General features: G+C 70.9%; 11 protein-coding genes, 1 pseudogene and 1 riboswitch. Of the genes and pseudogenes, 2 read left to right on the top strand and 10 right to left on the bottom strand.

All coding sequences use genetic code 11. The features are described 5' to 3' along the window. Positions 1–217 precede the first annotated feature (217 nt). Complete coding sequence (locus tag ACQ0O7_RS04635) at positions 218–622, top strand: hypothetical protein (RefSeq protein WP_430780472.1); 405 nt, start codon at positions 218–220, stop codon at positions 620–622. A gap of 96 nt (positions 623–718) precedes the next feature. Then, positions 719–979, top strand: a pseudogene (locus ACQ0O7_RS04630) (S24 family peptidase); the annotation flags it as partial. Positions 980–2181: 1202 nt separating this feature from the next. Here the strand turns inward: ACQ0O7_RS04630 and ACQ0O7_RS04625 are convergent. From ACQ0O7_RS04625 to ACQ0O7_RS04580, 10 genes are all read right to left on the bottom strand, one after another. Further along, positions 2182–2367: a pentapeptide repeat-containing protein gene (locus tag ACQ0O7_RS04625; protein WP_430780563.1), complete on the bottom strand. Its 186-nt coding sequence runs from the start codon at positions 2365–2367 to the stop codon at positions 2182–2184. Positions 2368–2731: 364 nt separating this feature from the next. After that, positions 2732–4240 (bottom strand): phosphomethylpyrimidine synthase ThiC, encoded by a 1509-nt coding sequence (thiC, locus tag ACQ0O7_RS04620; RefSeq protein WP_430780471.1) that lies wholly within the window; start codon positions 4238–4240, stop codon positions 2732–2734. A 75-nt stretch (positions 4241–4315) separates the two neighbouring features. Next, positions 4316–5086, bottom strand: a complete 771-nt coding sequence (thiD, locus tag ACQ0O7_RS04615) for a bifunctional hydroxymethylpyrimidine kinase/phosphomethylpyrimidine kinase (protein ID WP_430780470.1) — start codon at positions 5084–5086, stop codon at positions 4316–4318. Continuing rightward, on the bottom strand, positions 5083–5691 hold the full coding sequence (locus ACQ0O7_RS04610) for a thiamine phosphate synthase (RefSeq protein ID WP_430780469.1): 609 nt from the start codon (positions 5689–5691) through the stop codon (positions 5083–5085). The genes thiD and ACQ0O7_RS04610 overlap by 4 nt, the downstream gene beginning before the upstream one ends. Then, the gene (locus ACQ0O7_RS04605) at positions 5685–6461 is read right to left on the bottom strand and encodes a thiazole synthase (protein WP_430780468.1); all 777 of its coding nucleotides are present in this window, start codon (positions 6459–6461) and stop codon (positions 5685–5687) included. The genes ACQ0O7_RS04610 and ACQ0O7_RS04605 overlap by 7 nt, the downstream gene beginning before the upstream one ends. Before the next feature lie 2 nt (positions 6462–6463). After that, positions 6464–6664 (bottom strand): sulfur carrier protein ThiS, encoded by a 201-nt coding sequence (gene thiS, locus ACQ0O7_RS04600; RefSeq protein WP_430780467.1) that lies wholly within the window; start codon positions 6662–6664, stop codon positions 6464–6466. Continuing rightward, the gene (locus tag ACQ0O7_RS04595) at positions 6661–8235 is read right to left on the bottom strand and encodes an FAD-dependent oxidoreductase (protein WP_430780466.1); all 1575 of its coding nucleotides are present in this window, start codon (positions 8233–8235) and stop codon (positions 6661–6663) included. The genes thiS and ACQ0O7_RS04595 overlap by 4 nt, the downstream gene beginning before the upstream one ends. Then, complete coding sequence (locus ACQ0O7_RS04590; RefSeq protein WP_430780465.1) at positions 8232–8816, bottom strand: thiamine phosphate synthase; 585 nt, start codon at positions 8814–8816, stop codon at positions 8232–8234. The genes ACQ0O7_RS04595 and ACQ0O7_RS04590 overlap by 4 nt, the downstream gene beginning before the upstream one ends. Next, positions 8810–8920: riboswitch (TPP riboswitch) on the bottom strand. It overlaps the preceding gene by 7 nt. Positions 8921–8954: 34 nt before the next feature. After that, a complete protein-coding gene (locus ACQ0O7_RS04585; RefSeq protein WP_430780464.1) occupies positions 8955–10601 on the bottom strand; it encodes an ABC-F family ATP-binding cassette domain-containing protein in 1647 nt (548 codons plus the stop codon). 27 nt (positions 10602–10628) lie between these two features. Continuing rightward, positions 10629–11246, bottom strand: a complete 618-nt coding sequence (locus tag ACQ0O7_RS04580; protein WP_430780463.1) for a class I SAM-dependent methyltransferase — start codon at positions 11244–11246, stop codon at positions 10629–10631. Positions 11247–11287 lie beyond the last annotated feature (41 nt).

Raw genomic sequence — 11287 nt, 5'->3', positions numbered from 1 at the left:
CCGACGTCGTCCGAAGCCGCGGCGAACACCGATGCAACGATGCGTTCAGGCGGTACCGCGAGCGGCGCGAGAGCAGTGGCGGTCGTCGCCGGTACGCGTGACGCCCCCGGAATTCGTCGGCCACGAACTCTTACCCCCCACCCCTGGTAACCGAAAGACACGTCGCGAGAACTCGAGCACCCGCTCGGCCCTCGAACGACCAAGGGGAGACACCTGTATGCGGAACATGGTCCAGTTGCTCGGCGGCGTGGCCGCGGCGGGCGTGATCGCCGCGGGTAGCACCGCTTTCACCGCCGCCGGCCTGACCAACAACGTGGCGGGGACGAGCACCTTCATCGGTGGCACCACCAGTCACACCATCACCGGCGCCACCCTGACCGCCATCAGCTTCACCGCCGACACCGCACAGACCCCGACCCGGGTGTCCGCGTTCGCCATGACTCTCTCCGGTGCCGCGGACGGCACCACCGTCGTCGCCACCACTCCCGGCGCGACCGGCGGTGGCGGTACTCCGGCGACCGCCTGGACCTGCACCCCAGTTTCCTCGAACGCCTCCACCTGCACCGCCAACAACAGTGGCTATTTCACGGGTGTCGCTACCGTCAACATTCAGGTCGGATAGCCCCTAGGCTGGCGGCGTCGGCACCATTCCCACGGTGCCCGTGCCGCCGGCCTAGATCAGGGAGACCTGGTTATTCGGGTTAAACGACGCCTTGCCATGGCCGCCGTCCTCGTGATGGCGGCCATCGGCGCATGGGTGGTCGGCACCGGCCAGATCTCCTATGTGGTGACCTATGGCGTCAGCATGGAACCCGTCTACCACGCCGGCGATCTGGTCGTCGTCGCCCGATCCGATTCCTACGAGATCGGCCAGATAGCCGCCTACGCTGGGGCGGACGGCCGGGTCGAGGTGCTGCACCGGATCGTCGGCGGTGACGGCGAGACCGGTTTCGTTCTCCAAGGGGACAACAATCAGTCCGCCGACGCCGCCCGGCCGGCCGGTGGCGACCTGATCGGCCGGGCGATTCTGCACATCCCGCGGATCGGCGGCTGGATCCAGCCGCTGTTGAGTCCGACCGGGCTCGGCATGATCGGGTTTCTGCTGTTCAGCGGGGGTGCGGCGACGATCCGTACCCGCCGGGACATCGCTCGCGGTCCCCGGAAGAAGAAGGTGAAGGTGATGACCGGCACCGGCGGCTCGTGGGCCACCACCTCGGCCGCTCTGCGGGCGGTCGGCCGCTTGAGCCCGGTCATGCGCACCCTCGCCGTCGCCACCGCCGCCTGCGGTGTGACCGGTCTGCTCCTCGGCGCGCTCGGCTGGATGAGACCGGCCACCGAGACGGTCTCCGGCTCCGGGACGCCCGGCGAGTCGATGACGTTCTCCTATTCCGCGGCCGTTCCCCGATCCGCCGCCTATGACGGGACGACCGCCTATTCTCCGGATCCGATATTCCGGCGGCTCACCAATCTGGTCGACCTGAATCTGGATTACCGGGGCGAGCCGGGGCGGGTTCTGGTGATGGCCCGGCTCTCCTCTCCGGTCGGCTGGCACACCACCATTCAGTTGTCCCAGCAGCAACAGTTCGCGTCCTCGTTCTTCGCGGGCACCGTACAACTGGATCTGAATGCTCTGGAGCGGCGCGCACGGGCCGCCGGAACGGCGATCGGCGCGGATCTGGGGCAGATCACCGTGGCGGTGACCGCGCAGATCCGGCACCGTGACGGCGGCCTGTTCGAACCGCAGATCCCGTTGACGCTGGCTCCGTTGCAACTGTCGCTGGCCAACGGGCCGGGCAGTCTGGTGGTGAACCGTTCCGGCGCCTCCGCGGGTTCGTCGACCGTCGACCGCCGGATCGGTGTTCTCGGGTATGACCTGCTCACCGCGACGACGGCCCGCCGGTCCTCGGTCGTCCTGCTGCTGGCCGCGGTGTTCGGCGCGGTCCTGGTCGCGATGTCGGCGCTGCGGCACGTGCCGTTGCGGACCCGTGAGCAGATCGAGCGCCGCTACCCGCACCTGCTGGTCCCGGTGGAGCCGATGGCGAGTCCGCCGGGCAAGCCGGTGGTGCTCGTCGACACGTTCCCGGCGCTGGTCCGGCTGGCCGAGCGGTACGGCCAGATGATCCTGACCTGGACCAGGCCGGACGGCTCGGACGATTTCGTGGTGCGTGACGAGGGCATCACCTACCGTTTCCGGATCGTCCCGTCTCCACCGCCATCGGAACCGCCGACGGTGGTGGAGACGATGACGCCCGACGAGCCGGCTCCCGAGCAGCAGGCGGCACCGCGCAGGCGCCCCACCAAGTCCGTCCCTGACAAGGCCGTCCCTGACAGGTCCGTCCCTGACAGGTCCGTCCCGACCAAGTCCACGCCCGCGAAGCCGCCGGTAAAACGCACACCGGCGAAGGCCGCCCCGGTGAAGGCCGCCCCGCTGAAGGCACCGGCCGCCCCGGCATCGGAGGCGGGCGCCGAGACGCCCGCGGAGAAGCCACCGCCGCGGAAGCGGGCCCCGCGCCGCAAGCCGGAGTTCCCGGCCCCCGAGCCCCGCGCCGCCCACGAGGAGATGCGCGAGGAGATGGAGGATCTGGCCGAGCGCAACCTGCCGCTGGCCGCGCCGGAGCCCCGCAACGAGCCGATCTACGACTTCCTGCCCCCGGCGAAACGCCAGCCACCGCCGTCCGCCGACTCCTGACCGAATCCGGGCAGAGCGCCGACGATGCTCAGCACGGCCGGGTCAGGCCGGGGTCACCGGCAGATAGACCCGGCCGCCGGCGTCGACGAACTCGCTGGACTTCGCCCTCATCCCGGCTTCCCGCAGCTCGTGACTGATCTTCATGGAGCAGAACTTGGGCCCGCACATCGAGCAGAAGTGCGCGGTCTTGGCGGCGTCGGCGGGCAGCGTCTCGTCGTGATAGGACCGTGCCGTCTCCGGGTCGAGGGCCAGTTCGAACTGGTCCTCCCACCGGAAGTCGAACCGGGCGCGGGACAGGGCGTCGTCCCACTCCTGCGCACCGGGATGCCCCTTGGCCAGGTCGGCCGCGTGCGCCGCGATCTTGTAGGCGATCATCCCGGCCTTGACGTCGTCCTTGTTCGGCAGGCCGAGATGCTCCTTGGGTGTGACGTAGCAGAGCATCGCGGTGCCGAACCAGCCGATCATCGCGGCGCCGATCGCCGAGGTGATGTGGTCGTAGGCGGGCGCGATGTCGGTGGCCAGCGGCCCGAGGGTGTAGAACGGCGCACCCCCGCACAGCTCGACCTGCCGATCCACGTTCTCCTTGATCTTGTGCATGGGGACATGACCAGGGCCTTCCACCATCACCTGTACGTCGTACTCCCAAGCGATATGGGTCAGCTCGCCGAGGGTGCGCAACTCCGCGAACTGGGCCTCGTCGTTGGCGTCGGCGATCGATCCCGGGCGCAGCCCGTCACCGAGCGAGAAGGTGATGTCGTACTCCCGGAAGATCTCGCACAGCTCCCGGAAGTGGGTGTAGAGGAAGTTCTCCCGGTGCTCGGCAAGACACCACGCGGCCATGATCGAACCGCCGCGGGAGACGATGCCGGTGACCCGCTCGGCGGCCAGCGGCACATAGGACAGCAGCACGCCGGCATGGATCGTCATGTAGTCGACGCCCTGTTCGGCCTGCTCGATGACGGTCTCCCGGAACAGTTCCCAGGTCAGTTTCAAGGGGTCGCCCTTGACCTTCTCCAGGGCCTGGTAGATCGGCACCGTGCCGATCGGGACGGGCGAGTTCCGGACGATCGCCTCCCGGGTCTGGTGGATCCGCGGCCCGGTGGACAGGTCCATCACGGTGTCGGCGCCCCACCGGGTGGCCCAGGTGAGTTTCTCCACCTCCTCGGCCACCGACGAGGTGACCGCCGACGTGCCGATGTTGGCGTTGACCTTCACCAGGAACCGCGATCCGATCACCATCGGCTCGGACTCCGGGTGGTTGACGTTGGCCGGCAGCACCGCCCGCCCGGCGGCGATCTCGTCCCGCACCAGTTCCGGGTCGACGCCCTCACGCCGGGCCGCGAACGCCATCTCCGGCGTGATGATCCCGGCCCGTGCGGAGGCCAGTTGGGTCCGCCCGGTCCGCCAGGGTTTCCGCAGCTCGGGCAGCCCCACCTCGGGATCGCTGCCGGGGCCGGACGTGTCGTAGAGCCGCACCGGCGGATGGTCGCCGGTCAGCACCACCTCGGTGAACGGAACACCGTCGACGTAGACCTTACGACGCATGATCAAAACCTCCTGAAGACGGATAAAACCGGCGGCGTACGGCCGAAAGAGGTCCACCCCATCGCGGTACGCCGCCGGAAGCTAGGAAACGGACCAGCCGAAGTGGTCGAGCGGTCCGGGCCCCGCGCCCAGCCGCCACGAGGAGCCACCGCGCAAGCCCCGGTTCACGTACTCCTTGGCCGCCGCCACCGCGTCCGGCAGCCGGTCCCCCGCCGCCAGCCGCACCGCGATCGCCGACGAGAACGTGCAGCCCGAACCGTGGTTGTTGACCGTCGCCACCGGCTCGCCGCGCAGCAGTGTGGTCTCGCCGTCGTGATGCAGGACATCCAGCGCCAGCTCACTGCCGGTCACCACGACCGCTCGCGGTCCGAGACCGGCCAGCTCGGCGGCGGCCTCCACCATCTCCCCGGTGGTCTCCACCCGCCGTCCCAGGAGGGCCGCGGCCTCGTGCCGGTTCGGCGTCACCACTCGTGCGTACGGCAGGAGCAGGCCCACCACCGCCGCCTCACCCAGACGGCTGCCCGCGGTCGCCACCAGCACCGGATCCACCACCAGAGGTGGCAGGTCACCGGCCCGTTCGGCGATCACCTTCGCCACCGCCGGATCAGAGATCATCCCGACCTTGACCGCGGCCACCGGCAGATCCGACAGCACCGCGTCCAGCTGGGCGGCGACCACGTCGGCCGGCACCGGATGGATCGCGGTCACCCCGAGCGTGTTCTGCGCGGTGATCGCGGTGAGCACCGACGTCCCGAACGCCCCGAGGGCCGCGAACGTCTTCAGATCCGCCTGGATCCCGGCACCCCCACCGGAGTCCGACCCGGCGATCGTCAACACCACCGGCGGCGTCATCGTCCACTCCCGACCGGTGCGGCGCCGCCGACGCGACCCGTCCGGCCCGCCGCCCGGCCGAAGGCCTCCGACAGTTCCCCGGCCAGCGCCGGAGCGCGCATCACCGCTCCCATCACCGCGATGCCGGCCGCCCCGGCGGCGGCACACTCCCCGGCCCGTTGCGGCGAGTCCACCCCGCCGAGCGCCAGCCACGGCACCGGGGCGCCCAGGGCGGCCGCACCGGACGCGCCGAGCGCCGGACCGTACCCCGGCTTCGACACGGTCGGGTAGACCGGCGACACCGTCACATAGTCCACACCCGACAGATCCTCGGCGCCGTGCCATGACCGTCCCACCAGCGAAACCCCGGCCGGGAGCGGATCGGCACCGGCCAGATGCACGGCGTCGCCACCGAGCGGATCCGGCCCGGCGACGATCAACCGCCCCGGCGGTACGACCGTGCGGAGGCGCTCGGCCAGGGCTGTTCTCCGGTCGTACGGCAAATCGCGCTCGCGGAGAACGACCCACGCGGCGCCGGACCGGACCGCCTCCTCGACCACCCGCACCAGCGGACCGGAAGCGGACCGCCGATCGGTGAGCACCACCAGCCCGCCGGGGATCACCATTGCGCGATCCCGTCGTCCTCGGTGGACGCCAGCGCGTGGAACCGCCGCGGAATCCGCCCCGCCGCCCGCGCCAGCCGCCCGGCGGTGACCGCGTGCCGCATCGCCGCCGCCATCGCCGCCGGATCGTCGGACCGGGTGATCGCGCTGGCGATCAGCACCGCGTCACAGCCCAGTTCCATGGCGAGCGCCGCGTCCGAGGCGGTCCCGATACCGGCGTCCAGCACCACCGGGACGTCGACGCTCTGCCGGATCAGCTCGATGTGGTGCGGGTTGGAGATACCCAGCCCGGAACCGATCGGCGACCCGGCCGGCATCACCGCCGCACATCCGGCGTCGGCCAGACGGCGGGCCAGAATCGGATCGTCACTGGTGTACGGCAGAACCGTGAACCCGTCGGCGACCAGCGTCTCCGCTGCCCGCAACAGCTCCACCCCGTCGGGCAGCAGGGTGCGCTCGTCGCCGATCACCTCCAGCTTGATCAGGTCGGTCTCGAACGCCTCCCGCGCCATCTGCGCCGTCTTCACCGCGTCGCCCGCCGTGTAGCACCCGGCGGTGTTCGGCAGCACCCGGACCGCCAGCCGGTCCAGCATCGGCAGCAGACCCGGACCGGCCGCGTCCACCCGCCGGAGAGCCACCGTGACCAGCGTCGACTCGGACGCCACGATCGCCTCTTCCAGGGCGGCCAGGCTGTTCGCCCCACCGGTCCCGAGGATCAGCCCGTTGTCCGGCAGAAACCCCCGGCCGTCCCGGTACGCCGCATCCCGTGTCATCGTCAGCCTCCCTGCGCCGCGGTGAGGACCTCGATCCGGTCGCCGTCGGCCAGATCCACCTCGGCCCACGTCGACCGGGGCACCACCGTCCCGTTCACCGCCACCGCGACCCCACGCTGCGCCGCGATGATCTCGGCGACCAGCGTCGCCACCGAGCAGGTGCCGGTCCGGTCCTGCGCCTGGCCGTTGATCGTCAGCTTCATCGGAACCTCCCCGGGCCGAACCCGTCGATGATCGGATCCGCCGTCCCGGTCAGCACCAGGTCGGCGATGAGTCGTGCGGTGATCGGCGCCAGCAGGATCCCGTTCCGGAAATGCCCGGCGGCCACCACCGTCGGCGTCGGCTGCCCGTCCAGGAATCCCAGGATCGGCCCGTTGTCCGGCGTGCCCGGCCGGTGGCCGACGGTCACCTCGGTCAGTTCGTGCTCGGCGAGCCCCGGCACCAGGTCGAGCGCCGCACGCAACAGGTCGTGCACTCCCCCGGCGGTGTTCCGCAGGTCACCGATTTCCTCCTGGGTGGCCCCGACGACAACCTCACCGTCGGCCCGGGGCACCAGGTAGACGTGCCGTCCGTCCGCGGCCCCGTCGATCACGTGCCGCAGCAGTCCCGGTTCCCCACGCAGCCGCAGCACCTGGCCTTTGACCGGCCGGATCGGAATCCCGGTGAGCCCGGCGGTCCCAGCTCCGGCGGCGACCACCACGGCATCGAAGCCGCCACCGCCCGGGCCGGCCCCACCACCGGAACCGGCCGCACCACCCGACCCGGACCCACCACCCGACCCGGACCCACCACCCGACCCGGACCCACCACCCGACCCGGACCCACCGCCCGAGTTGGTCGCGTCCGGTGCGGCGACCGCAGCGCCCACGCCGATCTCGCCGACCGCGTCAGCCACGCCGTCCACACCGACCCCGCTGGCGACGCCGGCCACGTCAGACCTGCCATCCCGGTCTGACACAACCGACATGCCGGATCTATCTAATTCACCGGATATTTCGGATAGATCGCTGATCCGCCGGGCGATGATCCGCCCCGCCAGCCGCTCCCGCAGCACCGCCACGATCTTGCGCGGATCAGCCTGATGCTCGTCGGCCGCGAACGCTCCGGCCCGGACCCGCGGCGAGATCGCCGGCTCCCGATCCCGCACCTGGGACCCGGTCAGCGGGGTGAGCTTCTGATGCTTCCACTCCCGGGCGGAATCCACGACGTCATCAGCGGTGAGCGCCACCGACAGCGTCCCGGCGGTGTCGTATCCGATGTCGCCGAGTGTCGCCGCGAACTCCGGCCACAGCTCATGCGAGGCCTCCAACAGCCGGGTGAGGTGCGGATATTCGAAGGCCGACTCCCCACCCGGCGCGAGCATCCCCGCCGCGACGTGCCAGGCCCCGCCCGCCCCCGCGGGTGCCGGGTCGAAAACGGTGACGTCCGCCCCACGCCGCACCAGTTCGTCCGCGACGGCAAGCCCGATGATCCCGCCCCCGACGACGGCGACGCGCGAAGAGGATCGCCCGAAAGCACCACAAGGGCTGACAGCACCAGGAAGACCAGCCGCACCGGGAGGGCCGGCCGCATCGGGAGGGCTGGCCACATCGGAAGGGCCGGCCGCACCAGAAGAACCCGCCGCACCAGGAAGGCCCGCCGCACCAGAAGAACCCGCGCCGGAACGGCTCGCCGCACCGGGAAGGCCGGCCGTACCAGCAGAAACACCCGTGACGGGAAGACCCGCCGAGCCGGGGAGACCAGCCGCTTCGGGAAGACCCGCGGCCGCGCTCATCGCAGGGCCGCCAGGAATTCCGCGACTGCTCCCTTCGGATCCGCCCGGAAGGCGGAGACCGCCGCGACCCCGTGCACCGCGAGCTGCGGCACCCGTTCCGCGGTGATACCTCCGATGGCGAGGACCGGAGTGCCCGGCACCGCCTCGGCGACGGCCGCGACAGCGGCCGGCCCGAGCGGTGGCGGTAATCCGTCCTTGGTGGACGTGGCGAAGGCGGGCCCGACCCCGAGATAGCTGGCCCCGGCCGCGACGGCGGCCCGGGCGTCGGCCGCGGACCGGCAGGTGGCCCCGACGACGGCGCCCGGACCGAGAACCCGCCGGACGGCGTCGACCGGAAGATCGTCGGCTCCGACGTGGACCCCGTCCGCACCGGCGGCGAGGGCCACCCCGACCCGGTCATTGACCAGCACCGGGGTCCCGGCGGGCCGGCAGATCGCGACGGCCTCGACGACGAGGGCGTAGGCCGCCGCATCGGTGCTCTTGACCCGGATCTGCACGGCCACGTCAGCTAGACCGGCCACCCCGCGAACGACGTCGATCGTGTCCGTTATGACATGGATACGGGGAAATGATGTGCCCATGATGCACTCCTCCCTGCGCCGGCATGACCCGGATCAGGTTCGACGGTCGGGGGCCGCATCAGCCCCCCTCTCAGCCCGGTGCCCGGACTCCCGTGGGTTGTATGTGACCGGACCATAACCGGTCCGTCACAGGAGTGTCTAGCGCACGTCCCAGACCGGCTCCGGCACCTCGACCACCTCACCGTCGCCTCTGAACAGCACGAAACGATCGAAGGACCTGGTGAACCAGCGGTCGTGCGTGACAGCGATCACCGTGCCCTCGAAGGCTTTGAGCCCTTCTTCCAGCGCCTCCGCCGACGCCAGGTCCAGGTTGTCCGTCGGCTCGTCGAGCAGCAGAACGGTCGCACCCGACAATTCCAGCAACAGCACCAGGAACCGGGCCTGCTGCCCACCCGAGAGGGTGCCGAACCGCTGGTCTCCCTGAGCCGCCAGTTCGTACCGGTTGAGCGCCTTCATCGACCCGGCCCGGTCCATTCCGGACCGGTGGTCGTCGCCGCGCCAGAGGATCTCGACGAGGGTCTTCTCCTGCAGCTCGGGACGGTCGTGGGTCTGCGAGAAGTGCCCCGGCCGGACCCGCGCCCCGAGCCGTGCCCGGCCCTCGTGGGCGACGTGCGCGAGCGGCGCCCCGTCGACCGGCTTGTGCTCCGGATCGGGGTCGCTGCCACCGGCCGCGAGCAGTCGCAGGAAGTGGGACTTGCCGGTGCCGTTGGCGCCCAGCACGGCCACCCGGTCGCCGTACCAGATCTCCAGGTCGAACGGGAACGTCAGGTTCTCGATCTCGACCTGCTCGCAGATGACGGCACGTTTGGCGGTGCGGCCACCGCGCAGGTTCATCCGCACCGACTGGTCCTTCGGCGGCAGTGGTGGCGGGCCGGCCTCCTCGAACTTGCGCAGCCGGGTCTGTGCGGCCTGATAGCGCGAGGCCAGCCCGTCGTTGTAGGCCGCCTTGTTCTTCAGGGTGAAGACCAGCTCCTTGATCTTCTCGTGCTCCTCGTCCCAGCGGCGGCGCAGCTCCTCCATCCGCTCGTGCCGGTTCACCCGGGCCTCGTGCCAGGAGGTGAACCCGCCCGGATGGGTCCAGGCGCCACCGCCCTCGACGGCCACCACCCGGTCGGCGGTCTCGGCGAGCAACTCCCGGTCGTGCGAGACGTAGAGCACCGACTTGTTCGACTCGCGCAGCCGCTGCTCCAGCCAGCGTTTGGCGGGCACGTCGAGGAAGTTGTCCGGCTCGTCGAGCAGCAGCACCTCGTCGGAGCCGCGCAGCAGCAGGTCGAGAGCGAACCGTTTCTGCTCGCCGCCGGAGAGGGTGCGCACCACCCGGTGCCGGGCCTCCTCCCACGGCTTGCCGAGGATGGCGACCGTCACGGTGTCGAAGAGCACCTCGGCGTCGTATCCACCGGTCTCACCCCAGTTGGCGAGCGCGTTCGCGTACGCCAATTGGGTCTTCTCGGTCTCGTCCAGTGCCGCGGAGGCCTTGGCCAACCGGGTGCCGGCCGCACCGAGTGCCGGGGTGACCAGGGAGAGGGCGAGGTCCTCCAGGGTCCGGTCGTCGCCGATCATGCCGATGAACTGGCGCATCACCCCGAGCCCACCGGATCGGGCGATGGTCCCGCTCTGGGTCGGGATGTCTCCCGCCACCATCCGCATCAGGGTGGTCTTGCCCGCCCCGTTGGGACCGACGAGCGCGACCTTGGCGCCCTCGCCGACCCGGAACGACACGTCGGCGAACAGCTCCCGCCCGTCCGGGAGCACGAATCCGGCGCCGGCGACATCCACGTAACCCATGGCGGCATCCTCCCTGGAAGCAGCGGTTCAGTCAGCCGATTTTCCGGTGACCCGGAGCACCCGGAACCCCTTCTGGCTGGCGATTCGCTCAACCGTCCAGCCCAGCCCGACGAGCCAGGTGTGCAGCGAGTCACCGCCCAGGTTCCGGTTGATCACCAGCCAGGCCACGCCGTCCGGGGCCAGCCGGGGCAGCCAGCGCTCCAGCAGGGCGTGCAGTTCGGTCTTGCCGACGTGGGTGGGCGGGTTGCTCCAGATCTGGGTGAAGGTCACCTGGTCCGGCACCTCGTCCGGCGCGGCCACCCGCAGCCGGTCGCCGAGCCCGAGCCGTTCGGCATTCTCGGCGGCCAGGTCACGGGCCCGGGAGTTGACGTCGATCGCGTAGACCGTCGCCCGCGGCGCCTCACTGGCCAGCACACAGGCGATCGGCCCGTACCCGCATCCGATGTCCAGCATGGTGCCCTCGGCGTCCGGGCCGGGCAGTCCGGCCTTGCGCAGCAGCACTGCGGTGCCCGGGTCGAGCCGTCCGGCGGAGAAGACCCCGGAGGCGACGGCGAGCCGGTAGTCCCGCCCGGCGACGGTGAACTCGATCTCGCCCTTGCGGAACGGGGCGTCGGGCTCGGCGGTGAAGTAATGGTCGGCGCTCACCGGCCCAGTCTCCCGCCGCCGGATGTCCCGCGGGGCGCCGG

This window comes from Actinoplanes sp. G11-F43 (genome assembly GCF_050589265.1).
Taxonomy (GTDB): Bacteria; Actinomycetota; Actinomycetes; order Mycobacteriales; family Micromonosporaceae; genus Actinoplanes.
Note: the sequence above shows the minus strand (reverse complement) of the source record. Positions and strands in the feature narration are given on the sequence as shown.

What these genes read in the sequence shown, in the direction of transcription:
- ACQ0O7_RS04635 (WP_430780472.1), top strand. Translation starts at nt 218, where the DNA reads ATGCGGAACATGGTCCAGTTGCTCGGCGGCGTGGCCGCGGCGGGCGTG.
- thiD (WP_430780470.1), bottom strand. Translation starts at nt 5,086, where the DNA reads ATGACGCCGCCGGTGGTGTTGACGATCGCCGGGTCGGACTCCGGTGGG.
- ACQ0O7_RS04610 (WP_430780469.1), bottom strand. Translation starts at nt 5,691, where the DNA reads ATGGTGATCCCCGGCGGGCTGGTGGTGCTCACCGATCGGCGGTCCGCT.
- ACQ0O7_RS04605 (WP_430780468.1), bottom strand. Translation starts at nt 6,461, where the DNA reads ATGACACGGGATGCGGCGTACCGGGACGGCCGGGGGTTTCTGCCGGAC.
- thiS (WP_430780467.1), bottom strand. Translation starts at nt 6,664, where the DNA reads ATGAAGCTGACGATCAACGGCCAGGCGCAGGACCGGACCGGCACCTGC.
- ACQ0O7_RS04595 (WP_430780466.1), bottom strand. Translation starts at nt 8,235, where the DNA reads ATGAGCGCGGCCGCGGGTCTTCCCGAAGCGGCTGGTCTCCCCGGCTCG.
- ACQ0O7_RS04590 (WP_430780465.1), bottom strand. Translation starts at nt 8,816, where the DNA reads ATGGGCACATCATTTCCCCGTATCCATGTCATAACGGACACGATCGAC.
- ACQ0O7_RS04585 (WP_430780464.1), bottom strand. Translation starts at nt 10,601, where the DNA reads ATGGGTTACGTGGATGTCGCCGGCGCCGGATTCGTGCTCCCGGACGGG.